The organism is Kluyvera georgiana ATCC 51603, assembly GCF_001654985.1.
Classification (GTDB): Bacteria; Pseudomonadota; Gammaproteobacteria; order Enterobacterales; family Enterobacteriaceae; genus Kluyvera; species Kluyvera georgiana.
Window position 1 is genome coordinate 24,055 of sequence record NZ_LXEU01000063.1, and the last position, 24,161, is coordinate 48,215.

At 58.3% G+C, this 24,161-nt stretch carries 30 protein-coding genes; 28 read left to right on the forward strand and 2 right to left on the reverse strand.

What is annotated here, in order from left to right:
- The first annotated feature begins 257 nt into the window (after positions 1 to 257).
- From M989_RS15395 to M989_RS15450, 12 genes are all read left to right on the forward strand, one after another.
- A complete protein-coding gene (locus tag M989_RS15395) occupies positions 258 to 728 on the forward strand; it encodes an STY4534 family ICE replication protein (RefSeq protein WP_006785950.1) in 471 nt (156 codons plus the stop codon).
- Between the two features lie 60 nt (positions 729 to 788).
- Complete coding sequence (locus tag M989_RS15400; protein WP_006785953.1) at positions 789 to 1,325, forward strand: single-stranded DNA-binding protein; 537 nt, start codon at positions 789 to 791, stop codon at positions 1,323 to 1,325.
- 133 nt (positions 1,326 to 1,458) lie between these two features.
- Positions 1,459 to 1,896 carry a DUF29 domain-containing protein gene (locus M989_RS15405; RefSeq protein ID WP_006785955.1) on the forward strand — a complete coding sequence of 146 codons (438 nt, stop codon included), beginning with the start codon at positions 1,459 to 1,461 and terminating at the stop codon, positions 1,894 to 1,896.
- 138 nt (positions 1,897 to 2,034) lie between these two features.
- Complete coding sequence (pilL2, locus tag M989_RS15410; RefSeq protein WP_006785957.1) at positions 2,035 to 2,700, forward strand: PFGI-1 class ICE element type IV pilus protein PilL2; 666 nt, start codon at positions 2,035 to 2,037, stop codon at positions 2,698 to 2,700.
- On the forward strand, positions 2,697 to 3,455 hold the full coding sequence (locus M989_RS15415; RefSeq protein WP_020899224.1) for a hypothetical protein: 759 nt from the start codon (positions 2,697 to 2,699) through the stop codon (positions 3,453 to 3,455). The genes pilL2 and M989_RS15415 overlap by 4 nt, the downstream gene beginning before the upstream one ends.
- An 11-nt stretch (positions 3,456 to 3,466) precedes the next feature.
- Positions 3,467 to 4,189 (forward strand): TIGR03759 family integrating conjugative element protein, encoded by a 723-nt coding sequence (locus tag M989_RS15420; protein WP_006785960.1) that lies wholly within the window; start codon positions 3,467 to 3,469, stop codon positions 4,187 to 4,189.
- Positions 4,168 to 4,803, forward strand: coding sequence for a lysozyme family protein (locus tag M989_RS15425; RefSeq protein WP_006785961.1), 636 nt, complete (start codon positions 4,168 to 4,170; stop codon positions 4,801 to 4,803). Before M989_RS15420 ends, M989_RS15425 begins: the two co-directional genes overlap by 22 nt.
- Before the next feature lie 5 nt (positions 4,804 to 4,808).
- A complete protein-coding gene (locus M989_RS15430) occupies positions 4,809 to 5,342 on the forward strand; it encodes an integrating conjugative element protein (RefSeq protein WP_006785962.1) in 534 nt (177 codons plus the stop codon).
- Entirely contained in the window at positions 5,342 to 5,914 is a 573-nt protein-coding gene (locus M989_RS15435; protein ID WP_006785963.1) for a restriction endonuclease, read from the forward strand. The genes M989_RS15430 and M989_RS15435 overlap by 1 nt, the downstream gene beginning before the upstream one ends.
- Positions 5,915 to 5,924: 10 nt before the next feature.
- Positions 5,925 to 6,413 (forward strand): hypothetical protein, encoded by a 489-nt coding sequence (locus tag M989_RS15440; RefSeq protein WP_006785964.1) that lies wholly within the window; start codon positions 5,925 to 5,927, stop codon positions 6,411 to 6,413.
- A complete protein-coding gene (gene traD, locus M989_RS15445) occupies positions 6,406 to 8,505 on the forward strand; it encodes a type IV conjugative transfer system coupling protein TraD (RefSeq protein ID WP_006785965.1) in 2,100 nt (699 codons plus the stop codon). The genes M989_RS15440 and traD overlap by 8 nt, the downstream gene beginning before the upstream one ends.
- The gene (locus M989_RS15450) at positions 8,498 to 9,256 is read left to right on the forward strand and encodes a TIGR03747 family integrating conjugative element membrane protein (protein ID WP_006785966.1); all 759 of its coding nucleotides are present in this window, start codon (positions 8,498 to 8,500) and stop codon (positions 9,254 to 9,256) included. The genes traD and M989_RS15450 overlap by 8 nt, the downstream gene beginning before the upstream one ends.
- A 90-nt stretch (positions 9,257 to 9,346) precedes the next feature.
- Here the strand turns inward: M989_RS15450 and M989_RS15455 are convergent, their stop codons facing one another.
- The gene (locus tag M989_RS15455; protein WP_016808262.1) at positions 9,347 to 9,694 is read right to left on the reverse strand and encodes an FxLYD domain-containing protein; all 348 of its coding nucleotides are present in this window, start codon (positions 9,692 to 9,694) and stop codon (positions 9,347 to 9,349) included.
- Positions 9,695 to 9,878: 184 nt separating this feature from the next.
- On the opposite strand from M989_RS15455, the gene M989_RS15460 reads away from it, so the two are divergent.
- The 11 genes from M989_RS15460 to M989_RS15510 are packed head-to-tail and all read left to right on the forward strand — an operon-like array spanning position 9,879 to position 18,375.
- On the forward strand, positions 9,879 to 10,226 hold the full coding sequence (locus M989_RS15460) for an integrative conjugative element protein, RAQPRD family (protein WP_006785967.1): 348 nt from the start codon (positions 9,879 to 9,881) through the stop codon (positions 10,224 to 10,226).
- Positions 10,226 to 10,468 carry a TIGR03758 family integrating conjugative element protein gene (locus M989_RS15465; protein ID WP_003029734.1) on the forward strand — a complete coding sequence of 81 codons (243 nt, stop codon included), beginning with the start codon at positions 10,226 to 10,228 and terminating at the stop codon, positions 10,466 to 10,468. Before M989_RS15460 ends, M989_RS15465 begins: the two co-directional genes overlap by 1 nt.
- 35 nt (positions 10,469 to 10,503) lie before the next feature.
- A complete protein-coding gene (locus M989_RS15470; RefSeq protein ID WP_006785968.1) occupies positions 10,504 to 10,890 on the forward strand; it encodes a TIGR03745 family integrating conjugative element membrane protein in 387 nt (128 codons plus the stop codon).
- 12 nt (positions 10,891 to 10,902) lie between these two features.
- Positions 10,903 to 11,259, forward strand: a complete 357-nt coding sequence (locus M989_RS15475) for a TIGR03750 family conjugal transfer protein (protein WP_004115534.1) — start codon at positions 10,903 to 10,905, stop codon at positions 11,257 to 11,259.
- Positions 11,256 to 11,915, forward strand: coding sequence for a PFL_4703 family integrating conjugative element protein (locus tag M989_RS15480; protein ID WP_004115533.1), 660 nt, complete (start codon positions 11,256 to 11,258; stop codon positions 11,913 to 11,915). Before M989_RS15475 ends, M989_RS15480 begins: the two co-directional genes overlap by 4 nt.
- Positions 11,915 to 12,865, forward strand: a complete 951-nt coding sequence (locus tag M989_RS15485; protein WP_006785972.1) for a TIGR03749 family integrating conjugative element protein — start codon at positions 11,915 to 11,917, stop codon at positions 12,863 to 12,865. The genes M989_RS15480 and M989_RS15485 overlap by 1 nt, the downstream gene beginning before the upstream one ends.
- Positions 12,855 to 14,354 (forward strand): TIGR03752 family integrating conjugative element protein, encoded by a 1,500-nt coding sequence (locus tag M989_RS15490; RefSeq protein ID WP_006785974.1) that lies wholly within the window; start codon positions 12,855 to 12,857, stop codon positions 14,352 to 14,354. The genes M989_RS15485 and M989_RS15490 overlap by 11 nt, the downstream gene beginning before the upstream one ends.
- Entirely contained in the window at positions 14,338 to 14,733 is a 396-nt protein-coding gene (locus M989_RS15495; protein ID WP_020899223.1) for a hypothetical protein, read from the forward strand. Before M989_RS15490 ends, M989_RS15495 begins: the two co-directional genes overlap by 17 nt.
- Complete coding sequence (locus tag M989_RS15500) at positions 14,733 to 15,143, forward strand: TIGR03751 family conjugal transfer lipoprotein (RefSeq protein ID WP_006785978.1); 411 nt, start codon at positions 14,733 to 14,735, stop codon at positions 15,141 to 15,143. Before M989_RS15495 ends, M989_RS15500 begins: the two co-directional genes overlap by 1 nt.
- Entirely contained in the window at positions 15,143 to 18,001 is a 2,859-nt protein-coding gene (locus tag M989_RS15505) for a conjugative transfer ATPase (RefSeq protein ID WP_064546782.1), read from the forward strand. The genes M989_RS15500 and M989_RS15505 overlap by 1 nt, the downstream gene beginning before the upstream one ends.
- Positions 17,998 to 18,375, forward strand: coding sequence for a hypothetical protein (locus tag M989_RS15510; RefSeq protein WP_004115528.1), 378 nt, complete (start codon positions 17,998 to 18,000; stop codon positions 18,373 to 18,375). The genes M989_RS15505 and M989_RS15510 overlap by 4 nt, the downstream gene beginning before the upstream one ends.
- A 112-nt stretch (positions 18,376 to 18,487) precedes the next feature.
- On the opposite strand, the gene M989_RS15515 is transcribed toward M989_RS15510, so the two are convergent.
- Positions 18,488 to 19,048, reverse strand: a complete 561-nt coding sequence (locus M989_RS15515; protein ID WP_031233906.1) for a hypothetical protein — start codon at positions 19,046 to 19,048, stop codon at positions 18,488 to 18,490.
- Positions 19,049 to 19,369: 321 nt separating this feature from the next.
- Here M989_RS15515 and M989_RS15520 point away from each other — a divergent pair, with 321 nt between their 5' ends.
- From M989_RS15520 to M989_RS15540, 5 genes are read left to right on the forward strand one after another with little or no spacing between them, the layout of a single operon-like run.
- Positions 19,370 to 19,768: a TIGR03757 family integrating conjugative element protein gene (locus M989_RS15520; protein WP_006785980.1), complete on the forward strand. Its 399-nt coding sequence runs from the start codon at positions 19,370 to 19,372 to the stop codon at positions 19,766 to 19,768.
- Positions 19,765 to 20,757, forward strand: coding sequence for a TIGR03756 family integrating conjugative element protein (locus M989_RS15525; RefSeq protein WP_020899220.1), 993 nt, complete (start codon positions 19,765 to 19,767; stop codon positions 20,755 to 20,757). Before M989_RS15520 ends, M989_RS15525 begins: the two co-directional genes overlap by 4 nt.
- On the forward strand, positions 20,757 to 22,232 hold the full coding sequence (locus M989_RS15530) for an integrating conjugative element protein (RefSeq protein ID WP_020899219.1): 1,476 nt from the start codon (positions 20,757 to 20,759) through the stop codon (positions 22,230 to 22,232). The genes M989_RS15525 and M989_RS15530 overlap by 1 nt, the downstream gene beginning before the upstream one ends.
- A 10-nt stretch (positions 22,233 to 22,242) precedes the next feature.
- A complete protein-coding gene (locus tag M989_RS15535) occupies positions 22,243 to 22,581 on the forward strand; it encodes a hypothetical protein (protein ID WP_020899218.1) in 339 nt (112 codons plus the stop codon).
- Between the two features lie 2 nt (positions 22,582 to 22,583).
- Positions 22,584 to 24,104 (forward strand): conjugal transfer protein TraG N-terminal domain-containing protein, encoded by a 1,521-nt coding sequence (locus M989_RS15540; protein ID WP_006785984.1) that lies wholly within the window; start codon positions 22,584 to 22,586, stop codon positions 24,102 to 24,104.
- Positions 24,105 to 24,161 lie beyond the last annotated feature (57 nt).

Sequence of the window (24,161 nt, forward strand, 5' to 3'; positions counted from 1 at the left end):
CTGCCAGCTAACGTTTCACCGGTCTGAGAGAAACACCTTCGGGTGACCGGAAAATCCTCGCAGCCTGAGAGAGGATACCTTCGGGTGGTAAATCCGTTTAACCTCTGGAAACGGATATCACTGCACAGTGATTGAGGTCCTTTCAACATACCAGACTCTCAGGATTCAACCGATCCTGACCCCCGACGGGAAACCACTCCCGTCAGGGCAGATGGTTTCTCCGCCGTACCTTTTTTTACCTCCATGGAGAAAACATCATGTCTGCAAACAATACTTCTGCATCTGCAAAATCTGAGTACTTCAACCTGACTATCAAAGGCATCGGGTATCTCAGCAACATCCGCCAGGTTAACCATCAGAATGGCTCGTTCCTCAGCTGCGTAATAAATGCACTGAGTGGTCCGACTGATAATCCGGCCTACGTCCGTTTTGACATTTCTGTCGCAGGTAAAGAGGCAACCAGCCTTATCGCCCGCTGCCAGAAAGCCGTCGATGAAGACAAGAAAGTCCTGTTGGGCTTTAACCTGAGTAACCCGTCCACGGACATATTTACGCTGAACAAAGGCGACCATGCCGGCGAACAGCGCGTCAGTCTGAAAGCCCGCCTGATAAAGGTGGACTGGATCAAAATAGGCCAGGAAATGGTTTACAAGACTGAAAAATCTGACTCCGTGCCGCCGCAGAATGGCTCTGCCGCACAACAAAACTACGCAGAAAACTCATTCTGATGCGCACCTGACACACCCCGTTCGCGGGGTGTTTCTTTATTCCTTACAGGAGAAATGATTATGTCCTCACGCGGCGTTAACAAGGTTATCCTTGTCGGAAACCTCGGCCAGGATCCTGAAGTTCGTTATATTCCCAACGGCAGTGCAGTTGCCACCCTTTCTCTGGCCACGTCTGAGAGCTGGCGCGATAAGCAGTCCGGCGAACAGAAAGAAGTGACCGAATGGCACAGGGTGGTTATTTTCGGCAAGCTGGCAGAAATTGCGGGTGAATATCTGCGCAAAGGCTCCCAGGTTTACATCGAGGGTCAGCTGCGCACACGCAAATGGACCGATCAGGCCGGCCAGGAGAAATACACCACAGAGGTGGTGGTCAATATTGGTGGCACCATGCAGATGCTTGGCGGCCGCCAGTCCGGCAGCGGACAGAATACGTCTTCCCGGAATGACTGGGGGCAGCCTCAGCAACCTTCAGGACCGACTCACAGTGGCCAGGCCTCCGGCAGCAGTGCCGGTGCGCCACCGATGGACTTCGATGACGATATACCGTTCATTGGATTCGGGTATGACTGTTCCAGAGTGGCAATTCACGCCCTCTGAATTAATGGAGCTTTGACTGTTATGACTGTCTCTGACAAACTTCAGGAAGCAACTTTTTATGTTGCATCTTATGTTATCCCCGGAGCATATCTGTTCTGGCGGTTTCTTCACTTTTTGACTAACGGAGGCTTGTATGGGAGCACGTTACGATTCAGACGTTGTTGCCTGGGCCAGTGAACAGGCAGCTTTACTGCGTGCCGGAAAGCTCAGTCAGATTGATATTGAGAACATCGCCGAGGAGATTGAAGACGTGGGCAAAAGTGAAAAGCGTGAGCTGGCCAGCCGTATGGCTGTCTTACTGGCCCACCTTCTTAAATGGAAGTTTCAGCCAACCCATCGAGGTAAAAGCTGGGAGTTAACCATTAAAGGTCAGCGTGATTTGATTGTACGACGTCTGAACAAGACGCCGAGCCTGAAAAGCGCGTTTTCTGATCCTGAATGGCTTGCGGATGTGTGGTTTGACGCCCGCGCCGATGCTTCCAAAGAAACCGGCATAGGTCTGGATATCTTTCCTGAAGACAGCATCTGGACAACAGATACTATTCTCAGTAACGAGTTTTACCCGGACTGATTACTGTCTGTTTCACCGCAACGCCATCCTTTCGGGTGGCGTTTTTTTTCATCAACGGAAAATCAGTTGTTAATTGAGTGAAACCGGACCGATTCCGCACAGTGAGGGCTGTTTTATCACTGTACAGGAAAATTCCGGATGAAACGTAACACCTCTCACAACGTATTTTCACCAGGCAGGCTTGCCACTGTTCTTCCCCTGCTGCTCCTTGCGGGCTGTGTTTCCCAGCCGCAAAAGTTGCAACAGCGTGCGCCTGCCGACCCGACACCCGGCACCACCGTCACCCGCAACGTTCAGCCGGTCTCTCCGGACGAGTATGCGCGGACGCCGGAAGTGGTGCGCTACGATCGTTATCTGCTGGTCAGCACCGATCCGCAGGCGGCCCAGCGTGACCCTCTCTCCCAGATTATTGATATCCGTATCCCGTCATCCCTGCATCCTACCGTGGCGGATGCGCTGCGTTACGCCCTGCGCCAGTCCGGTTATTCCCTGTGCGCGACAGGCTCCGCCAACGGCGTGCTTTACCGCCAGGCATTGCCGGCGGTTCAGTACCAGCTGGGCCCGATGCGCCTGCGTACTGCCCTGCAGGTCCTGGCCGGTCCGGCCTGGCAGCTTGAGGTGGATGATGTACAGCGTGTGGTCTGCCACAGCCTGCGCGACGGCTACCAGCTGCCGGTCTCCCAGCTTCCGCCGCCGGTCAGCAGCTGGTCCACGCCTGCGCCGTCCGCCGTGTCACAACCGGCCATCAGCGCCCCTCAGTCAGTACCCGTTAAACCTGTCAGCGGAGGGTTTCTGAGAAAATGAGCGAACAGCAACCATTCCATACTGACCCCGCTCCGGCTCGTAAAAGATTCAGCTGGCGTCCCCGCTGCCGCCTCATCTGGGGCGCTGCCAGCGGTGTGGCGCTGGCCGGCATTCTGGCGCTGGGCTACACCGCCTTCAGTCTGGGCATATCGAACCTTGATGAACGCCTTGCACGCCTTGAATCTCAGGGCAGTACAGCGGCCACTGTTGAGACAGTCGCGGCCCTGCAGTCAGATGTGACCACGCTCAAAACCGGCCTGCAGGATACCCGGAAAAAACTTGGTGAGATGCAGCAGGAGCTGAGCGCTGCTGCGAAACAGGCCGGCAGCGACGACGCCGTGCGTCAGTCATTGCGAACCCTTCAGGACGCCCAGCAGGGGCTGGAAACCCGCCTGAGTGCGCTGACTGAGCAGCTGACAGCGCTGAAATCACAGCCGGCACCCGCACCCGCCGCACCTGTCGCCGCACCGGTCAAAAAAAACGCGCCTGCTGCAAAAAAGCCCCGTCCCGCTGACACACGTCGTGCTGCTCCGTCCCTTCGCGTGGCCCGCAATGCGCCTTTTGTGCTGACGGGCGTGGAGAAGCGGGGGGCAGAGTCCTGGGCTGCCATCGCGCCCCGGGGCTACAGCAGCCTGTCGCAGGTGGCCCTGGTCGGAGAGGGCGAAACCGTTGCCGGCTGGACGCTGGTCAGTGCCGGTTATGGTGAGGCGACGTTTCGGGTTAACGGCCGCCTGACCGTGCTCAGAGCAGAATAACGGAGCGAATGATGAAACTGAAACACACCTTTTTAGCCGCCATGCTGCTGAGTCCCCTGACCCTGGCCGCGACCACATCAGGACAGACGGATGTCAGCCGACAGGAATCAACACAACGGGCGGACTCCGCACAGCAAAACCTGCAGCAGCAGGCCGGTCAGTGGGGACTCAGTGCCGACGATTATCAGCGTTATCAGCAGCTGATGAAGGGACCCCGGGGTACCCAGTCGCCGGGTCTCGATCCGCTTTCCACCCTCGGTATCGAGGCGCAGACGCCGGCAGAGCGCCGTAAGTTTGCTGAAAAGTGGGTGAAGGAAGAGTTTGCCCGCACCCAGAAAGAGCTTGATTTCCAGCGTGAGGTGAACGCGGCCTGGCAGCGCCTGTATCCGGGCACACTGCCGGTCAATATGGGGAACGCCTCCGGCGTGGCGCACGACAGTGGCGGCCGGCTGGCACTGTTCGTCAGGTCAAAAGACTGCGCAACCTGCGACGCGAAACTGTCTGCCGTGCTGGCTGACAACCGGCCGGTGGACATCTATCTGGTCGACAGCCAGGGCAGTGATGATGCGCTTCGCAGCTGGGCGCGGGACCATCACATTCCCGTGGAAAAGGTCCGCAAGCGCCAGATCACGCTTAACCACGACGGCGGCCGGTGGATGCGCTTTGGTAACGGCCTGATGCCGGTTTTACTGCAGCAGGCGGGAGACGGTAAATGGGCAATCGCAGCATTCTGACCGGCGCGCTGGCGCTGGGCTTACTGATGGCGGCCGTCCCTGACGGCCATGCTGACCAGACGGTGCCGGAGGGTTACGTCCGCGTGGCCATGGCGCACGGCGTGCCCCCCGAAGCGCTTTACTCGGTATCACTGAGCGAGTCTTCGCGCAAACTTCCCCGCGGAATACGGCCATGGCCCTGGACCATCAATGTGGCAGGCAAAGGGTATCGCTATGAGACGCGCCTGCAGGCCTGGCAGGCGCTGCAGGTCTTTATGAAGCGTCACCCGCTTAAGCGCATCGATGTCGGTATTGCCCAGGTCAATCTGGGCTGGAACGGTCATCATTTTGCCTCGACGTGGGATGCGTTTGACCCTTACACCAACCTGAACGCCGCCGCCACCATTCTGCGTGAGTGCTGGGCGCGTAAGCCAGGCAGCTGGCTGGATGCGGCCGGCTGCTACCACCATCCCGCAGGTGGTCAGCCTGCTGCACGTTACCGCGCCATTGTGAGAGGGCATCTGGCAAAAATCAGCCCTGCACCCCGCATTTCTGCGCCGGCAGCTGAAGCGCCCCGCTCGGTTGCTGCGCTCACCCCCGATCCAGGCTTCGTCTGGACTGAACCCGGGAGATAACCCTGATGAAAACGCTGTCCTTACTGCTGTTTACCCTCCTTCCCCTGACCGGCCATGCTGAACTGAATGTGATTGCTGATCTGGGCGGTGAAGATGCTGCGCCGTATTTTGAGGCCGTTAATAAACAGCCCGGCATGCCCGGCGTCAGTGACGTACAGCCTTCACGCCAGCCGGACCACGGTGTTCCGCTGGCTGACGGGATGGCGGGTATGTTACCCGTTAACACACCTGAACTGAGCCCGGGGAATACAGCAGACCGGCCGCTGCAGTTGCCCGGCATTGGGGCGTTGTTTCTGATCGGGGATGATGCTCTGTCCCGTGAATGGCTGAAAGCCAATGCCGGCGCGCTGGCTGAACAGCATGCGGCCGGGATGATAGTCAACGTCACAGACATGGATACCGTGCGCGAGCTGCGCGAGCTGGCACCCGGTGTCAGCCTGGCCCCGGCTTCCGGCAGCGAACTGGCCCGTCGCCTGCAGATTGCGCATTATCCGGTACTCATCACCGATACCGGCCTGACGCAGCAGGTTAAGCCGTGATGAGCGCGCCAGATATCAACGGTCTGCTGATGGCGCACCCTTACGGGGCGGTCATACTGGTTGTCCTTTTCCTGGTGGTGATGGCCTTTCTGAACCTGCGTCGGCGGGAGAAAGCCAGCACCCGCCGTCACCGGCGATACCGGGCAACGGCGGGGCGGGTACTGGATAAACTGACCCGCCTGCCGGGAGACGGGCAGCGTCTGAGCTATCTGCGCAAAGTCAGTCCCTATGTCTTTGAAGAGCTGTTGCTCTCTGCCTTTGAACGCCAGGGGCTGACCGTGGTGCGCAATGCCTCCTACAGCGGTGACGGCGGCCTTGATGGTCAGGTCATCATTGACGGTGAGCACTGGCTTATCCAGGCCAAACGGTACAGTCGTGCTGTTTCCCCCGCACATGTTGAGGACTTCGACCGGCTTCTCCTGCAGTCCGGCCGCCGGGGGCTGTTTATCCACACGGGCCGTACCGGAAAAATGAGCCGCACCATTCGCACGGCGTCACCGCGTCTGCGCATCATCAGCGGGCAACGCCTGCTGGCCATTCTCGCCGGTCAGGACGTCCGGCAGTATCTCTGAGGAATCTTTTATGCACATCTTCCTGAACAGCCTGCGTTACGCGTTGTGGCTTGTGTTCTGTTTATTCCGTCATGCCGTTTTCGTGCCTGCCGCTTTCGGCGGTGTCTACCTGCTCGCCTGGCTTGTTTTCGGCCATCCGGTCAGTGACCTGAACGACCAGTTGCAGAAGGAGGCAACGGCATGGCGCACCGCGCCGCCCGGACATTACATGTGGGAGGAATGCCCGGCGCCTGATAATGCGGCTCCGCCTGATGCAAAGCCGGCAGCCTGTACCGTCACTGCCGTCTCCACAGAAACCGCGGCGAACAATTACCTGCTGTCATTGCGGGCTGTATGGATCATTTTTTTCATCCTGTCGAATGTTCTGTATGTGCTCTGGCGCTTACTGGCGGATGCCCTGCGTTACCACTCCCTTTCCTGCAGGGAAGCCGGTGCCGGGAGGGGAACGTATATCCGTATAGCCGACGGTAAAATTATAAAGGAGGCAGACGATGAGTAACCGTTACGTCATTGAGGCCCTGCTGCGTCCGGCCGTTGAGCTGAATACCGCCGTGGTATCGGGCATGGCGGCGTATGTCTGTGTGCAGGCACCCTGGGCTGTCGCTCTGGCTCCGTCTGTCAGCTATGTCACCGCAGCCGGGTTTGCGGCGCTGGCCGTCACCCGCACGCATCAGGGGATGAAGATTATTCGCTACCGCCGGAATCTCCGCCGCCTGCCGCGCTATGTCATGAGTACTAAACAGATCCCCGTCAGTCATCGTCGCCTGTTTCTAGGCCGGGGGTTCCGCTGGACGCAGAAACACACCCAGCGGCTGCAGGATACGTTGCGCCCTGAAGTGGCCCGTTACCTGCAGCCAAACCGCTTTTACCTGGGGGCGCGTCAGCTCGAAATGATGACAGAGCACCGTCTGCCCTGGCTGGGTAAGCTGCTGAGTGCCGATACGCCGCTGAACCCGGTGCGGCCATTACCACCGGTGGGCGGCAATCCGGCGCTGCACGGCATCGAGCCCGACGAAAAAGACGTCACCCTGGCTCTGGGGGAGCGCGTTGGCCATACGGTGGTGTACGGCACCACGCGCGTCGGGAAGACCCGGCTGGCAGAGCTGCTGGTCACCCAGGATATCCGGCGGGGTGAAGTCACCATCGTGTTTGATCCGAAAGGCGACGCAGACCTGATGAAACGCGTCTGGGCAGAGGCCCACCGGGCTGGACGCGGGGACAAGCTGTATATTTTTCATCTTGGCTGGCCTGAAATTTCAGCCCGTTATAATGCCGTCGGGCGTTTTGGTCGCGTGTCAGAGGTGGCGTCCCGCGTGGCCGGTCAGCTGTCGGGTGAGGGGAACAGCGCGGCATTTCGCGAATTTGCCTGGCGGTTCGTCAACATCATCGCCCGTGCGCTGGTCGCCCTGGGTGAGCGCCCTGACTACACGCTGATCATGCGCTACGTGAACAATATCGCCGATCTCTATATCCGCTATGCGGAAAAAATCATCCAGGCGCAGCTGCCGGCTCTGCAGACGCAGATTGAGAATAATCAGCAGGTGCTGGGAGAGGACGACGTGCCCCGTAACATGCAGGGTCAGCCGGATGCCTTACGTATCTGGGCCATTGAGGTTGCCCTGAGTTCAGAAGAGGGTAAAAAACTCTATGATCCCATCCTTGACGGGCTGCGGTCAGCGGTACGTTATGACCGTACTTACTTTGACAAAATCGTGGCGTCGCTGCTGCCGCTGCTGGAAAAACTGACCACCGGCAAGACCGCCGAGCTGCTGTCGCCGGATTATCAGGACATTGACGACACGCGGCCGATTTTTGACTGGGAACAGATCATCCGTAAAAAAGCCGTGGTGTATGTGGGGCTCGATGCGCTCAGTGACAGTGAAGTGGCGAGCGCGGTCGGTAACTCCATGTTCGCCGATCTGGTGAGTGTGGCCGGGCACATTTATAAACACGGTATCAATGCGGGCCTGCCGGGCGGGAAAGAAGGGAAGTCCCTGATTAACCTGCACTGCGATGAGTTTAACGAGCTGATGGGGTATGAGTTTATTCCTCTCATCAACAAAGGGGGCGGTGCCGGCATGCAGGTGACGGCCTATACCCAGACGTCTTCTGATATTGAGGCACGCATCGGGAATGCGGCCAAGACGGCCCAGGTACAGGGTAACTTTAACAACCTGATTATGCTGCGCGTCAGGGAGAACCGCACCGCCGAGTTGCTGACCACGCAGCTGCCGCAGGTGGAGATTTACACCAAAACGCTGGTCTCCGGGCACCAGGACACGGCGGATGTCAATGCAGACCAGGACTTCACCTCAAGCACCCAGGACCGCGTCGGGACGGTAAAAGTCCCACTACTGGAGCCGGCCGATATCGTGACACTACCAAAAGGGCAGGCGTTTGCCCTGCTGGAAGGAGGGCAACTGTGGAAAATCCGCATGCCGCTGCCTGCCGGGGATGCTGATGATGTGCTGATGCCGGAAAGTATTGAGAAAATAGCGGAGGAGATGCGGCGCAGCTATCACAGCGGCGAATCCTGGTGGCGGGACGGCCCGGCCCTGAACGTGCCGGTCACAGGAGGGGCGAATGGCTGAGGTAAAACGTCCCCCACAGCAGCAGACGCTGCCGGAACGCAAGCACGGCATTCTGTATAATCTGCTCTGGGGCTGGCCATGGGCCCTGGTGGGCGTGGTGCTGTCCTCGCTGCTGCTGAGCCTGCTGATTGAATATATCGGCATCGCCTTCTTCTGGCCGGAAGCCGGGGCGGCGCACAGTGAAGCGGTCATGAACACCGAGCTGGGGTGGCTGTCCACAGAGTTCACCCGCAGCCTGCTGCTGTCTGAGCCATCGGTGACGGTTGTGCGCTGGGTTAGCACCGCGTATCAGTGGGCCTTTGTGGACAGTGGCTTCCTTGACTGGGTCCGGCAGCAGTATGCGCACCAGATGCACAGTGACAATGCAGTCACGCGGGAAATCAACAGCTGGAGCGGCTGGCTTGCCGGCTACCTGCGTGAATACCTGCTGGCCACGGTATGGATAAGCATTATCACACTGGTACGCGTCACCATCCTGGTGCTGTCCGTCCCGCTGTTTGTGCTGGTCGTGGTGGTGGCCCTGGTTGAGGGGCTGGGGCGGCGTGATCTGCGGCGTTACGGGGCGGGGTATGAAAGTTCTTTTGTCTATCACCATGCCAAGAAACTGGTCAAACCGGCAGCCGTGGTGCCCGCCATGCTGTACCTTTCCTGGCCCACTGCAGTCTACCCCAATCTGCTGTTGTTGCCGGCGGCTGTCCTGTTGGGTATCGCCGTGACCGTGACCACTGCCTCATTCAAGAAGTATCTTTAAATCAGGGCTGGACGGAGGCGTGCAAAACTTGTTTTGCGCGCCTGCCGTCAGCAGACAAGCCATGAAACCACTGTTACTGGCGCGTCAGTGTCAGTTATTAAATACCGTCAGTTCTGTCACTTTGAAGCTGTCTGGCTTGTTGGTTATGCTGTCGTAGGGTGCCTGTAGCTTCCATTGCTGACCCGGCTCCAGATTTTCAGCCATCGCTGCCGTATTTCCTATTACTGCCCCATTCTGAAGCAAGTTGAATTTGACAATTACAGTCTTCACAGGCCCACCTGACACGTTTGTTCCCGTGCCTTCAATTTGCTGCAAACCATTTGCTGCTGTGGCGAAATGCAGGTCTGAAAGTTGGACTTTGCCAGTACCGTCGGCCGCAAGAACAGGGCCGGTAATCAGTGCAGTGATTAACGTGGCCTTCAGAACAGTCTTCATCATTTTCATTTTCCCTCTGTTTACCGTTGAGTTTTCTTAATATCACAATGAACCTTTATTTACAGCTAAACCTGCCACCGGCACTGACCTGCAATTAATTTTGAAATTCCTGTTTAGGGTTTATCGCTGACCCGACGCTCCCTCTTCCGCATCCTGTCCGCACCCCTTAATCCTTCTGGAGGTGCGTATGAACTCAAATCGTCCGGCCATGCGGCGCAACCGTCGTGTCCCGGGCATCACTGGCCTGGTATTGCTGACCTTTCTGGCATCAGCTGCTGCACAGGCATCCGAGAAAGACGAGCTTGCGTCTGTTCAGCGTCAGCTGGACCAGGTTCAGGCGTCGCTTGAACGGGCCCGCGTGGCGGCTGCACAGGCCGACCCGGCTGACCGTGGCCGCTTTTTCTTTGATTACCGTCAGGCCACATCCGATCTCAACACCATCCGCAGCGGCATTGACCGCTATCTGGAGCCCTCCCGCGCGCAACCGCGTGACCCGTCTTATGTGGCCGGTAATTACCGGCGGGAGCGGCCCTGATGCCCATGACATCCGAACAAACGAACGCGTTTAAAGCCGGCTCCGGCAGTCTTGATGTGAACATCCTTCATCTGCTCTGCATCGGGGCACTGCTGGCATTTCTTTTTTTATGGGCCGCGTGGGCGCTGTCGGATGTCTGGACCGGCTGGAGTAACACCAAAGTGCGGGACGCGGCCCTGGGGCGTTTTGCCGTCCGCACCGTGCTGCTGTTGCTTGTGTGTATCTGGATGTTTGCCAGTTAACCCGATTATGAACGTTAAGTCAGGAGATGAATTCCATGCACCATTCTGAGTCTGTTGTTGCCCGCCTGCGCCGTCTCGCCAGTCGTACGCTGACCCGCGCCGGTACGCTTGCCCTCCTGGGCTGGCTCACCTGCAAACCGGCCTTTGCGGACTTGCCAAGCGTTGAAGCGCCTGAATCCGGAGGCGGAAGCGGGCTGTCCGGACAAATCAAGGGCTACCTGCAGGACGGCATTGTTATCGGGGGGCTGGTCGTGGCGGCCGTTGCCTTTATCAACGTTGCCATTGCCGCCCTGCACACCTTCACCGAAGTCCGCAATGAGAAAGCCACCTGGACCAAATTCGGGGCCATTGTGGTGGTGGGTGTGGTGCTGCTGGTTGCCGTTATCTGGCTGCTCGGCAAGTCTGCCGACATTCTGTTGTAGGAGCCTGCGACGATGCAGACCATTCGTTTTTTACCTGACCGTCTCAACAGTGAGCCCGTGGTATTTCGCGGGTTTACCACCCATGAGATGGGGCTGGCAGCCCTTGCCGGCGCGGGTGCGGGTCTGCTCCTGTCACTGCCGTTTATCCCGCTTGCCGGCTGGGTTGTCGTTCCCACCGGCCTGCTGGTCATGCCGCTGCTGCTCGTCTGGTTCGGCGGCCGCTGGATGGCCAGGCTCAAGCGCGGTAAGCCCGAGAACTGGCTCTGGCAGCGACTGGAGACGAAAAAACGCCGGCTGGGGATGGGCAATCCGAAACTGATTGTGGATGCCCGGGGCTGGTCAGTGAAACGTAACAGGAGAGCCTCATGAGCCGTTTTCGCCATGCGGTAAAAGACCGCGACCAGCATATTCAGACGCTGCGCATCGCCTGCGCCGTGCTTGCCTTTTTCCTTTTATTCACCTGTGCAGGCTGGATGCTGGCACCCAGCAAGCTGACCGTGCATAACCCGCCGGATTTACGTACCGGCAGCACGCGGCCCTGGTGGGAAGTGCCGCCCCCGACGGTCTACTCCTTTGCGTTCTACATTTTTCAGCAGCTCAATGCCTGGCCGAAAAACGGCGAGGTGGATTATTCCGCCAAAATCAATGCGCTGTCGCCGTATCTGACGCCGTCCTGTCAGGATTTCCTGAAAGCGGATGCAAAGAAACGCGGTGACGCCGGGGAGCTCACCGACCGCGTGCGCGTGGTGTATGAAGTGCCTGGTCGCGGTTACCAGTCACAGAGCGTGACCGTACAGGATCGCGATCACTGGATTGCCCGCCTGGACGTGGTGGCCGACGAATATTTCCATGCCGAGCCGGTCAAACGCGCCCTGGTACGTTACCCGCTTAAAGTGGTGCGCTGGGAAGGTGATGCGGAGCGCAACCCGTTCGGGCTGGCGCTGGACTGTTATGCCGGTGTGCCCCAGCGTCTGGAGGCGGCACCGCCTGCACCTAAACCGGAGAAGTCAGGAGTGTTTCAGTGATGAGTAAAAACCCCCACTACCGCGCCGGGCTGATGGCGCTGTCCTTCGCCCTGCTGCCCCTGGCAATGCTGGTATCACGTCCTGCCGGCGCAGATGAGCTGATGAAATGGGAGCGTATTCCGCTGCAGATCCCCCTGAAGGTGGGGCAGGAGCGGGTGGTCTTTGTGGACAAAAACGTCCGCGTCGGTTTTCCGCCGGCGCTTAACGGTAAACTCCGGGTGCAGAGCACCGGGGGAGCCGTCTACCTGAAAGCCGACAGCGCCTTTCCGCAGACGCGGGTGCAGCTGCAGGATGTGGAAAGCGGCGAGGTTCTGCTGTTTGATATCGCCGCCGGTGAAAAAGGGCCGACTGAGCCGGTGCGGCTGGTCTACAGCGGTGATGTCAGCACGCTGAGTCACGCCGGCGATGCGGCCGGTCAGCCAGGTGGTGCAGACCGGGCTGCTTCCGGATCAGGCTCATCTGCTCCCACCGGCAGCGATGATGGTACTCAGGCAAAGCGTAAAAAAATCCGCTACAGCGCCCCCATCCCGGTGCTGCTGACCCGATATGCCGCTCAGAGCCTTTATGCTCCGGCACGTACGGTCGAGGCGGTCCCGGGTATTCATCCGGTCAATCCTCATCTGCCCCGACGTGTCAGCACGCTGTATCCCTCTGAACCATTAACGGTCACGCCGCTGGCTGGCTGGGGTGTGGCAAACCGCAGCGTGGTGGCACTCAGGCTCACGAACACCGGCAGCCGTAAGGTCGTTCTGGATCCACGCTCGCTGCAGGGACAGTTTGTGTCCGCCACCTTCCAGCACCGCTGGGTCGGTCCGGCCGGCACGCCTGAAGACACCACCACGGTGTATGTGGTGACCGCCGGTCGTCCGGAGAGCGCATTCATTGCTGAGCCGTCTGCACTGCGTAAAGCGACCCGCACGGTAAAACAGGAGGCCCGCCATGCAGATTAAATCTAATGCCCTGGTGAAGTTTATCGTGCCGGCCGTGGTGATTGCCGGGCTGGCCGTGGGGCTCAAAAGCTGCAAAAACGAACCGGCAGAACAACCTCAGGCAAAACAAAGCGGCTCCCTGAAAAACCTCTCGCCGGATGAACTGAAGGCGCTGGGGGTGGAAGGCGACACGCCGGAGGACACCCTGCGCACGCTCATCGGCCGGCTGAACGATGTGCGTGACCGCCAGAAAACGCTGGATAAGCAGAACGCGGATTTGGTGAAAGAAAACGAACGGTTGCGCCGGCGCAATCAGGACGTTTCAGGACAGGTGAATGAGGCCGTTAATGGCCTGCGCGAGCAGTACGACAAGCGGCAGGCTCAGCTTCAGAACGAACAACTGAGCCTGACGGCGAAAATCCAGGAGCTGACTGACAAACTCAAAAAGCCTGACAGCGAGAAAAAAACGGCGGACAGCGATATCCCGCTGGGGCTGGGACTGGACGGCATGGGCAGCAGCACCGGGGGGAGCGCTTCTCAGGGCAGTGACGGCATGATGTGGGTCGCGCCGACGGACCAGAAAGAGACGGATCCGCGGGATGCGGCCAGCGGCAAAGCCTCACCTCAGTTCCCGACCTCTTTTCTGGGGGAAAATGAGCTGACCCGCCAGAAAGCCGCCTATGAGCAGAAAGTGAAGGGACGGACGAATGAAAAAGGGGCGGAAGAGAGCGCCGAGCCGGTTTACACGCTGCCGGAAAATTCCACGCTGGTCGGCAGCCGCGCCATGACGGCACTGCTTGGCCGGGTGCCCATCAACGGCACCGTGACCGATCCTTATCCGTTCAAGGTGCTTATCGGTAAGGATAACCTGACGGCGAACGGCATCGAGTTACCGGACGTCGAAGGGGCGATTGTTTCGGGGACGGCCAGCGGCGACTGGACGCTGTCCTGCGTGCGCGGGCAGGTTAACAGCGTCACCTTTGTTTTTTCCGACGGTACGGTGCGCACCCTCCCCAGACCCGACACCAGTAACAACGCCGGCGGGCAAAATAATAACGCTCAGGCTAAACAGGATACCGGCACCAGTGGCGGTATCGGTTGGATTTCGGATGAAAACGGGATCCCGTGCATTGGCGGCGAACGTAAGTCCAACGCCTCCACCTACCTGCCCACCATCTTTGGCCTGTCGGCTGCCGGTGCGGCGGGTGAAGCGATGAGCCAGGGGCAGTACACGACGCAGAACAACGTGAATGGCATTTCCGCCACCATGACCGGCGACGCCGGACAGGCGGCGCTGGGGAAAGCCATTTCCGGCGGCATGTCTGAAACCACCGACTGGATCAAACAGCGTTACGGGATGACGTTTGATGCCATTTATGTGCCGCCCGGTGCCCGTCTCGCCGTGCATATCACCCGTCAGCTGGCCATTGATTATGAAGATAAGGGCCGTAAGGTGCGCTACGACTTCACCCTGCCGGGTGGCGTCAGTGACAATGGCGGACTGGACTGAGTACACGGCCATGGCGGGACAGATAACGTTTTTCCCTCTTTCATCCGTGTGCTGGATGTTCAGCGACGGGGCAGGCTGGCATATTGACGTGATCCCTGCGTCTTCTGCGGTTCTGTTGCTGCGACCCGTCGCGCTGTTGCCTGCCGGCGCACCTTTACTGCGCTGGCGCAATGGCCAGCTTTTACTGGATATCGGCAGGTTCTCCCTGCCGCTCAGTGCCCGGGAGTGTGCCGTTTCGTGGCGCAGCCCGAAAATCCCGCGCCGGCTTTACTGCCCGCGTATGACATTACGGGAGCTGGGGCACCTGCTGAATGTCAGTGCGTTCGTTTTTATCTGCGGCGGTTACGATCCGGCCGCCTCACAAAGGAGATACCGGTAATGTACAGAACGGTTTTCATTCTGGCCCTGAGCTGTGTAATGCTCAGCGGCTGCTCAACCTCCAAAGAGGAAATGCTGCCGGCGGGCGATAACACCATGCTTGAACTGTGGAACGGGGCGGACGGTGGCGGCAGTACTTCCCGCCAGTCTGCGGCGGCCCGCGACACGCTGCGACGCCCGCTGACGGGCAGCGAAACGCAGGCGGACGCGCAGGCCGACCGCAGCTACAGCCGTACTCAGGAAAGCGAAATCACCCAGCAGTTTCCCCGGCTGCCCAACCCCGACATGGTGATGTACCTGTATCCCCATCTGGCAGACGGTAACACGCCGGTGCCGGGTTACAGCACTGTGTTCCCGTTCTACAGCCAGACGCAGTATGCCATGCCTGGCGAGCGCACGGAGGCCCTGTAATGCTTTCACTGTTTACGCGTAATAAATCCACCGACCGGCAGACGCCGGTTGATGACGGCCAGTCCGTTCAGGCAGATGAAACCCTGACCGCGGCCGTGAAGGGCCGGCAACCTCTGAAGCGCCCCGGGAAAATGACGCGCCAGGATGAGGAGAAGGTTTATCACGCCAATCCGTCCATCATTGACTTTTTGCCCTGGGCAGAATTTCTCGATGAAGAGCAGTGTCTCCTGCTTGATGACGGCGTGTCGGTGGGGGCCGTTTATGATGTGACACCGGTGGCGACCGAAGGGCGAACCGAAGAGCGCCTGGAGCAGATCCGGGACTCGGTTGAGGATGCACTTCAGGACAGCTTTGATGAACATGACGTGAATCCCTGGGTCGTGCAGTTCTTCTGCCAGGACGAGGACGACACTGACGCGTACCTGGACAGGCTGCGCGGGTATGTCAAACCACATGCACAGCGCACGGCGTTTACCGACGCCTGGCTGGGTGAAATGGAGCGCCATATCCGCAGTATCTCCCGGCCTGAGGGACTTTTTACTGACTCGCTGATTACCGGCCAGCCGTGGCGCGGGCAGCAGCGCCGCACCCGGATGGTTGTTTATCGCTGGCTTGGTAAAAGCCGGGATCCGATGCCGCCGGTGGCGATGCTCAATCAGGTGTGTGACCGGGTCGTTAATGCCCTGGGCGGGGCGGGGATCCGCTGCACCCGGCAGAACGGCCTGCAGGTGCATGGCTGGCTGCTGCGGCTGTTCAATCCGTCACCGGACTGGGTGGAGAAAACCACGCTCTATCGGCAGGCTGCTTACGCAGACCCGCGCGAGACACCTGAAGGCACCGTGCCGGTCAGCAATGATTTTGCCGAAACCCTGTGGTTCACGCCGCCGGTTTCAGACCCGGAAAACGGCGTGTGGTGGATTGACAACAAGCCGCACTGCGCGGTGGCGGTGGAAAAACTGCGTACACCGCCGGAGCCGGGCACCCTGACCGGCGAGAAAAGCCGGGGTGAAAAGAAAATTAATGCCCTGATGGATATGTTTCCGGAAGGGACCATGGTGTGCATGACCGTGGTGGTACAGCCCCAGGACCGGCTTGAAGAGCAGTTTAACCGGCTGTCGAAAAATGCGGTCGGTGAGAATACCGAGTCGGGCCGCGTCCGCCAGGATGTGAAGACGGTCAAAGAGTATCTGGGCAACCGGCACAAGCTGTACCGGGCGGGGATCACCTTCCTGCTGCGCGGCGACGACATGACCAGCCTGAAGCGCAAGCGGCTGGAGCTGTCCACCGTATTGCTAGGGGCCGGTCTGCAGCCGGTACGGCCGGAGTTTGAAGAAGGTCCGCTGAACAGCTGGCTGCGGGCGCTGCCGATGTGCTTTAACCCGGACAGCGACAAAAAACACTGGTATACCCGTCTGACATGGGTTCAGCACCTGGCAGGACTTTTGCCGGTAACCGGGCGGGAAACCGGCACGGGGCATCCCGGCTTCAGCTTTTTCAACCGCGGCGGGGATACCCTTACATTCGATCCGCTCAACAAGCTCGACCGCACCCAGAACGCGCATCTGCTGTTGTTCGGCCCGACCGGGGCGGGCAAGTCGGCCACGCTGTGTGCCGCGCTCTCCCAGCTGATGGCCGTCCATCGTCCGCGGCTGTTTATTGCGGAGGCCGGCAACTCGTTCGGCCTGCTGGCCGACTTCTTTGACAGCCTCGGGCTGACGGTGAATAAAATCAGCGTCAAACCCGGAAGCGGCGTCAGTCTGCCGCCGTTTGCTGATGCTCACAAACTGGTGGAAGAAGGCCTGGCCGCCCAGGCCGTGGATGAGAGCGACCTGCCTGATATCGACACGGACGACGATGGCGAGGATGACAAGCGTGACGTTCTCGGTGAAATGGAAATCTCCGCGCGCATGATGATCACCGGCGGCGACCCGAAAGAAGAGGCTGACCTTAAGCGTGCCGACAGGGCGATGATACGTGAGGCGCTGCTGATGGCGGCACATGCCACGTATAAGGAAGGGCGGCAGATGCTGCCGTCTGACCTGCAGAAGGCGCTGTACGACATTGCCTCTGACAACGATGAGGGCGTCATCAATGTCCGCAATGCTCAGCGCAAGGCGAAAGCGGCGGAAATGGCGGAATCCCTGGGCATGTTCACTCAGGCCGGGAGCTTTGAAGCGGAGCTGTTCAACCGCGAAGGGGAGCTGTGGCCGGAAGCGGACGTGACGCTGGTCGACCTGGGGCATCTGGCGCGTGAGGGTTACGAGGCGCAGATGGCCCTGACCATGGTCTCGATGACCAACATGATCAACAACATCGCGGAGCGTGACCAGTTCCTGGGCCGGGATATTGTCTTCACGGTGGATGAGGCGCATATCGTGACGGTCAACCCGCTGCTGTCGCCCTACATGACGAAGGTGGTCAAGATGTGGCGTAAGCTCGGTGCCTGGCTGTGGCTGGCCACCCAGAACCTTAAAGACTACCCGGATATTGCCGAAAAAATGCTGAACATGGCGGAATGGTGGATTTGTCTGACCATGCCCCCGGAGGAGGTCAAAGATATCAGCCGTTTCCGCGCGCTCACGCCGGAGCAGGAATCGGTGCTGCTTTCCGCCAGTAAACTGTCGGGGTGTTATACGGAAGGCGTGGTGCTGGCGAAACGGATCGAAGCGCTGTTTCGTGCCGTGCCGCCCAGTCTCTTCCTGGCACTGGGCATGACGGAAAAAGAAGAGAAAGCCGAACGCCGGGCGCTGATGAATGAATTTCACTGCAGCGAACTCGAGGCGGCAAAACGCGTCGCGCAGAATCTGGGCCGTCTGCGCGGTCTGACGGATAAACAACAGGAGCCTGCCACGGTATGATGACACTGAAGTACCCTGAACCCGCCATTCATGAGCACAGTGGCGGTGCGCTTTTCACCCTGTCGCCTCAGGGGGAGCCCGGCGTGCTCCCGGCGACACATCAGCATCTGGTGAGGCTGCGGGCGATGCTCAGGCAGCGCCTGACCGGGCCGGTCAAAATGACGTGTCACCCGCACCGGGTGGGACTCAGCAGCAGCGTGGCCATCTATCTTGAGGGAAAGCTGAAGCAGGCGGTGAATATTCTTATCACCGTGACGGGACAGACGAGCTGGCCGCAGGAAGAGGAGTATGCGCATCCGCGCTGGTATATCACGGTGCCGGATTCGGCTGACCTGGTGTATCTGATGCTGTGGATTAACGGGCTTGACGTATAACTACAGACTTGCCTTCACCAGGGGCATGATTACAAAAAGAAAATAACAATATTGCATACCGGCCCTCAGGGCCGGTTTTTTGCTAAGTAACGTCATAAAATTGACTACGAGGTCAAGAAGATTTCCTTCGCATAACCTTCTTAACGCATTCACTTATAAATCCTTTTTGCTGATGGGAAATATCCATGAACATTGATTCACCTTCCATTTTGAAAGGTAAAACTCCTCCCTCGTATGCAAACCCTGTTTTGTTTAGAGGATAAAATAGCGCAATCCTATACTCTGCTTCATGAGAAAATATATTTGGTTTAAAAAAAACAAGTTCTTCAGGAGTGAAGCTGTCTGGTGCCGTTCCTGGATGATAATAGATCACATCTTTCCCTTTAATTTCAGTACCCGGGAATCTGTGGTCTAAAAGAGAAAGTCTTTCTTGGAGGAGATCAACGTCGAATGCGATGCAGATATCAGCTTTAAAAGCAGCATAGAGTTCTGGCTCATCTTGCCGATTACTCAAACATATACAATAACAATGACGAGGCGATAGCGTAAACATGGGATCTGCAGTCATATCGTCAGGGTTAAGGGTGCGCCCATTAATTTTTATAGCAACTTGATAACGATCCGGAGTGAAAATTTTTTCCATTTCATTATCGCGCATTTTTTCGTTTTCCATGCGTGAATAATGCGTCAGGTCACACAGTCGTATCGGAGCTTCGTCGCGGATAACGGGGCCAAGAATCTTCTCCTTTCCATACAGATACCTGATATTCATCATCACCTCTGGCAATTTAGTTGAATGATTACAGATTAGTACTTTATGCCGGGTTTAACCGTCTGTAGTTATATCATTAGCTAAATGGTTGTGATCATTTCCTACTGCAAAAGCTACAGATTCGCTGATTAATTTTTTTGTTCGGGTATAGAATTTAATGCGGCTTTTTTGAACGGCCACGGGCACGCTGTCAGGCGATTCAGTCTGACGGAGCCCCGATTCATGAAACTGACCTCACTTGTTTTCCTGCCGGCTCTGCTGCCGGCATCCGTACTGGCCGGCACGGTCGTCTTCACCGACAGTCAGCATCTGCCGGCAAATCTGCCGCCGGACGTGCCGGTGGTACTTCTTGATGGTCCTGACCAACTGCAGGCCGAGATGTTCGGGGAACTGCCTGCAGACCCGCAGCAGGCCGAAGCACAGGTCAGGCAGGTTATGGCATCATCTGCCTGGCAACAAAAACAGCTGCAGCTGAATGATTCCTATCGCCAGGTGGTCCGGGCCTGGGAACTGGGCATTAAAAAAGTGCCGGCCGTGGTGTTTGATGACCGCGATGTGGTGTACGGCACCACGGATGTTGACGTGGCCACTTCCCTGCGTAACCGGGGGGGTGGTCAGTGAATACAAAACCTTCCCGCATCAGAACCACAGTGTGCTCGCTGGCGGTTGCCACGGTACTGGGTACGGCAACCGCGCCGGCAGCTGTTGCAGCACTTAACACGGCGCAGATTATTGCCAGCGCCGTATCGCAAAACTGTATCAGCTGGCGTGTCAGTGGCATCTGTTACTGGCTGTTCTGCACCCCCTTTGGCTGCAAGGTGCGCACGTCGGTCAAAGTCACCCACTTCATTCCTCAGGCAGTCGTTTCGACCTATGTCGCGCCGGGCGGCAACCCGTGGCAGGAAATGGCGTTTGTCAGCCAGACCGCCGGCGGGCTGGAAAGTGCCGTGACCAGCGGGCTTTCCGGTGTTTCTGCCGGAGGAGCCAATCCGGCAGACATGAAAAATCCCGGCCAGCGCAAGTCCGCCGTGCGTTTCAAGTATGCCGATGCGATTGGCCACCCGGCCACCTCCCTGATTGGCGGCAGTATTCCGGGCTATTCCTGTGATACCGCAGCCACCCCGTTAATGCCTTACTTCCTGAGTACGCTGGATTCGGCGGCCTGGCGCACGGGCGTACCGGAGTCCCTGTATCCGGAAGCGCTTGTGCCCGGCCAGCGGGAAATCGGCAGTCAGGCAGCAGCCAATATGTGGGGCAACATCTATCCCCGTTCGGGGTTTATCAGCCAGACCGATGATGACAAAGCCTCTGCCGTGGTGGCGCAGCGTGTGGCAGACATTATCACCCGCGCCGGGCAGCCCCATGTTTATCAGGTGCTCCAGGGCAGCCATCATGACGGGTACTGGCCACCGGGCGAAGTCACGGAAAACACCGGCACGCGCAATCACAAATGGCAGCGGCTGGCTCCCCACATGACTCAGTCATGTGCCGTCTTCCCGGACGGGAGCTATACCGCCGCGAGCGATAACAATGAAGCCTTTGCGTTCTGGCAGCCCTACAGCTGCTGCAAAAAGCGCGGGCAGAAATTTTTGGGCAGCACTGATATCTGATGAGGAAAACCGTGAAAAAAACACCTTCATTTTCAGCCGTTCGCTTAAGCCTGCTGCTGACCGGCTCACTGCTGACTGTCCTCCCGGGCGCGCACGCGGCCGATGATGACAATACCATCCTGGGCATGTCCCTGCCGCAGGTGAACAACAGCGCCATCGGTTACGGCAAGTCCGTCGATGGTGCGGTGTCGGACAAACTGTTCTACACCCTCGGCGGCGGCTCGGTCATTTCCCAGCCGGCCACGCGCGGCAATATGCAGAAGCTGGGGCTGAATACCGGCTGGAGCAGTGACCTGATGTGCGGCAATTTTGATCTGAAAACCACAGTCGGCAACCAGCTCAACGGCGTCACATCAGGCTTTAAAAACCTGATGGGCGACGTGATTCAGGGGGCCACCGGCGCGGTGGCCAGTCTGCCGGCGATGGTCATTCAGCGGGCTAACCCCGGTCTGTATGACATGCTCACCAACGGCGTGCTTCAGGCCAATGTGTCATTCGACAAGGCGCAACTCAACTGCCAGAACATGGCGAAAAAAATGATGGACTTCAGCGACAGCAGTAACTGGACGCAGCAGGCCATGATGGATGAGTACAAATCCATCGTAAACAGCGGTGATGCTGACGCAGTTCGTGTTGATGACGCAGGTCGCAAGGCCAGCGGCGCGTCAGGTAGTAACTGGGTTGGCGGCCAAAAACGTGGGGGGGCGGGGCAGCCCGCGATACGTGTCACCCATGACCTTGTCGCTGCCGGCTACAACATGATGAACGGTCTGCCCGTCACGTCTGATTCGACCGTGGGCGAAAGCAGCTGTAACGGTGGCGCATGCTCTAAATTCGGCAGCGCGGAAGAGGCGGCGGCCATGACCGTGAAGGTGCTGGGCGATCGCTCGATGCGCACCTGTGCCAACGCGAGTGAATGTACCAGCGGTGATGCGGATGACCAGCCCGGTACGACCGTTGCCGGCACCGGTTTTGCCCCACTGCTGGAAGAGGCAACCAAAGCCAACGCTGAGCAGCTGGTCAGGCTCGTCAACGGTACGGAAAAGCCCACGGCCGCGAATCTGGCGAAGCTGAAAACTGGCGGACTGCCGGTGACGGCCGGCGTGATTAAAGCCCTGCAGCGTGATCCGGATAACGCGGCCCTAACCGCCCGCCTTGCAGGCGAACTGGCCATGTCTGACACGGTGGAAACGGCGCTGCTGATGCGTCGCATGATGGTTACCGGTATGTCGGAGCCGAATGCCGCTGCCCAGCCAAAGGCCATTGATACCGCCGGCCAGCGCATTGAGGCGCTGGATCGGGAAATCGCGGCGCTGAAAAACGAGATGGAGATGAAGCGCGAACTGTCACGTAATTCTGTGCTGACCATTATCGACAGGGAGAATCAGCGCGTCGAAACCAACCCGCAGACCCAGTCCGATGACAATACCGACAGTCGCTTCAACCAGATGGCAGCGCCGCAGTCGGCTGAATGAGGGAATAAGGATGCGTAATAAAACGACTGTCAGGAAAGTCTTGACCCGTGCCGGCTTCTTCCTCGCCTGTATGGCGCTGTTCATGGTGGTCTCACTGATGATGGCTGACACCGCCATGAAACATCCGACTGAAGCTGCTGCATTCCGGAGCTGGATGCAGTCGACGCGTTACGGCTGGCTGATGTGGCGACTGGCGCTGTATGCGCTTGTTGCCTGGGGCCTCTGGAAAATCCGGCATGCGCCGGGTTTTCGGGAGGCATACCGGCGGCCGCTGCTGCGCATCAGTGTGGTCAGTGTGCTTTTTATCGCGTTGTGTGAGTACGCGATGTTTACCGGTCCGGGAGCCTGACGATGACAACAAACAGCTATCTTGAGTATTTTCTCACGCTGCTCGGCTGGGTGATCAATAACGGCCTGTGGAATGTCCTGCTGAGCACCGGGCTTTTTGTCCTGCCGCTGGCGTTTAAGGTGGTGGGGATCTGGCTCAAAGTCCGTGAAGAGGGGGAGGATGAAGGCAACAAGGGGATGCTGTCGCTGCCTCGTATCGAGAACGCGCTGTATGCCGGATTCCTGGTGATGATTGCCTGCTGCGTACCGCTGATTAATGTCAGCCTCAGTACGATGCAGTACGACACAACCCGGGCAAAGAGCTGTGGTGTGTGGACGCCAAAAGCGCCGGATGAAAGCGGGTATGCCGGCGTGGTCACCAGTCTCAACGACCAGACGGCCGCAGCACCGGTGTGGTGGGTGCTGATTCATAAACTCTCGAAAGGGGTAACCCAGGCGGCCGTGGCGACCATTCCCTGCCGCCCTGACATGCGGCAGATCCGCTTTGAAGTGCAGCATACGCGTATCGACAACAAAGCGCTGGCGCAGGAACTGCAGGACTTCACCAACGACTGCTATTCGGTTGCGCTGTATCTGTGGAAGCAACAGGATCAGGGCCAGACAAAGGACAAAACTACGCTGCGTGATATCGAATGGATTGGCAGCAGTACATTCCTGAGCCGGTACTATCCTTCGTTGCAGTCCAAACTGCCCCGGGCTGCGTTCCCATGGTCTGACAGCCGGGACAGTGGCCGGCCCAATACCGGAAGAGGAGGCTATCCCACCTGCAGCGAGTGGTGGAGCAGTACGGACACAGGACTGAAAGCGCGGGTGAAAGATCAGGCCGACCCCGATATGTGGCTGCGTATCTCGGCCGCAATGAAAATGTCAGGCTTTAACGACAGTGACTATCAGGAAGCCGTCATCCGTCGTCTGGTAAGCCCGGAAAGCCTGACTGTCTCACAGAATGGTCACGTGTATGCCGGCTATGGCGGCAATGCCGATTTTACCCTGGATAATGCCGCGGCGCGCGTGGCCTCCATTGGCGGTACGGCCCTCGGCAGTCTGGCCGCGTTCCCGGCGTTCGATGCGATGCGACAGGCGCTGCCAATGGTGCAGGCCATCCTGCTGATGGCAATATATGTCATGCTGCCGCTGATCCTGGCATTTGCGGCCTACGAATTCAAAACCGTTATTACGCTGACCTTTGTGATGTTTGCTCTTAACTTCCTGACATTCTGGTGGGAACTGGCGCGCTGGCTCGACAGCTGGCTGTTAACCGCGTTGTACAGTTCGGATACACACAGTCGGTTCAATATGGCGGGACTGCAGAACAGCTCAGATGACCTTATTATGAATCTGGTTATGGGCACTATGTTTCTGGTACTTCCTGCTGTTTGGTTAGGGGCATTATCATGGGCAGGAGTTACCATCGGGAATGCTTTAAGCTCAGCATATCAGCAAGGAACAGCAAAAGCTGAAAGCTCTGGAGGTAAGTTGGGAGAGGCTGGAGCTAATGCTGTTGCAAATAAAGCTATGAAGTAAGCGTAAATTGTCACAAATGAGTAAGGGGGAGCCCTTACTCATCCTCGTTAACCATAC

Excerpts from the sequence above, each read along its gene's own strand:
- M989_RS15425 (WP_006785961.1), top strand. The coding sequence starts at position 4,168 with ATGGGCAATCGCAGCATTCTGACCGGCGCGCTGGCGCTGGGCTTACTG.
- M989_RS15415 (WP_020899224.1), top strand. The coding sequence starts at position 2,697 with ATGAGCGAACAGCAACCATTCCATACTGACCCCGCTCCGGCTCGTAAA.
- M989_RS15505 (WP_064546782.1), top strand. The coding sequence starts at position 15,143 with ATGCTTTCACTGTTTACGCGTAATAAATCCACCGACCGGCAGACGCCG.
- traD (WP_006785965.1), top strand. The coding sequence starts at position 6,406 with ATGAGTAACCGTTACGTCATTGAGGCCCTGCTGCGTCCGGCCGTTGAG.
- M989_RS15435 (WP_006785963.1), top strand. The coding sequence starts at position 5,342 with ATGAGCGCGCCAGATATCAACGGTCTGCTGATGGCGCACCCTTACGGG.
- M989_RS15420 (WP_006785960.1), top strand. The coding sequence starts at position 3,467 with ATGAAACTGAAACACACCTTTTTAGCCGCCATGCTGCTGAGTCCCCTG.
- M989_RS15510 (WP_004115528.1), top strand. The coding sequence starts at position 17,998 with ATGATGACACTGAAGTACCCTGAACCCGCCATTCATGAGCACAGTGGC.
- M989_RS15500 (WP_006785978.1), top strand. The coding sequence starts at position 14,733 with ATGTACAGAACGGTTTTCATTCTGGCCCTGAGCTGTGTAATGCTCAGC.
- M989_RS15480 (WP_004115533.1), top strand. The coding sequence starts at position 11,256 with ATGAGCCGTTTTCGCCATGCGGTAAAAGACCGCGACCAGCATATTCAG.
- M989_RS15450 (WP_006785966.1), top strand. The coding sequence starts at position 8,498 with ATGGCTGAGGTAAAACGTCCCCCACAGCAGCAGACGCTGCCGGAACGC.
- M989_RS15470 (WP_006785968.1), top strand. The coding sequence starts at position 10,504 with ATGCACCATTCTGAGTCTGTTGTTGCCCGCCTGCGCCGTCTCGCCAGT.
- M989_RS15455 (WP_016808262.1), bottom strand. The coding sequence starts at position 9,694 with ATGATGAAGACTGTTCTGAAGGCCACGTTAATCACTGCACTGATTACC.
- M989_RS15395 (WP_006785950.1), top strand. The coding sequence starts at position 258 with ATGTCTGCAAACAATACTTCTGCATCTGCAAAATCTGAGTACTTCAAC.
- M989_RS15520 (WP_006785980.1), top strand. The coding sequence starts at position 19,370 with ATGAAACTGACCTCACTTGTTTTCCTGCCGGCTCTGCTGCCGGCATCC.
- M989_RS15430 (WP_006785962.1), top strand. The coding sequence starts at position 4,809 with ATGAAAACGCTGTCCTTACTGCTGTTTACCCTCCTTCCCCTGACCGGC.
- M989_RS15515 (WP_031233906.1), bottom strand. The coding sequence starts at position 19,048 with ATGGAAAACGAAAAAATGCGCGATAATGAAATGGAAAAAATTTTCACT.
- M989_RS15540 (WP_006785984.1), top strand. The coding sequence starts at position 22,584 with ATGACAACAAACAGCTATCTTGAGTATTTTCTCACGCTGCTCGGCTGG.
- M989_RS15490 (WP_006785974.1), top strand. The coding sequence starts at position 12,855 with ATGCAGATTAAATCTAATGCCCTGGTGAAGTTTATCGTGCCGGCCGTG.
- M989_RS15485 (WP_006785972.1), top strand. The coding sequence starts at position 11,915 with ATGAGTAAAAACCCCCACTACCGCGCCGGGCTGATGGCGCTGTCCTTC.
- M989_RS15400 (WP_006785953.1), top strand. The coding sequence starts at position 789 with ATGTCCTCACGCGGCGTTAACAAGGTTATCCTTGTCGGAAACCTCGGC.
- M989_RS15535 (WP_020899218.1), top strand. The coding sequence starts at position 22,243 with ATGCGTAATAAAACGACTGTCAGGAAAGTCTTGACCCGTGCCGGCTTC.
- M989_RS15440 (WP_006785964.1), top strand. The coding sequence starts at position 5,925 with ATGCACATCTTCCTGAACAGCCTGCGTTACGCGTTGTGGCTTGTGTTC.
- M989_RS15465 (WP_003029734.1), top strand. The coding sequence starts at position 10,226 with ATGCCCATGACATCCGAACAAACGAACGCGTTTAAAGCCGGCTCCGGC.
- M989_RS15530 (WP_020899219.1), top strand. The coding sequence starts at position 20,757 with ATGAGGAAAACCGTGAAAAAAACACCTTCATTTTCAGCCGTTCGCTTA.
- M989_RS15405 (WP_006785955.1), top strand. The coding sequence starts at position 1,459 with ATGGGAGCACGTTACGATTCAGACGTTGTTGCCTGGGCCAGTGAACAG.
- M989_RS15460 (WP_006785967.1), top strand. The coding sequence starts at position 9,879 with ATGAACTCAAATCGTCCGGCCATGCGGCGCAACCGTCGTGTCCCGGGC.
- pilL2 (WP_006785957.1), top strand. The coding sequence starts at position 2,035 with ATGAAACGTAACACCTCTCACAACGTATTTTCACCAGGCAGGCTTGCC.
- M989_RS15495 (WP_020899223.1), top strand. The coding sequence starts at position 14,338 with ATGGCGGACTGGACTGAGTACACGGCCATGGCGGGACAGATAACGTTT.
- M989_RS15475 (WP_004115534.1), top strand. The coding sequence starts at position 10,903 with ATGCAGACCATTCGTTTTTTACCTGACCGTCTCAACAGTGAGCCCGTG.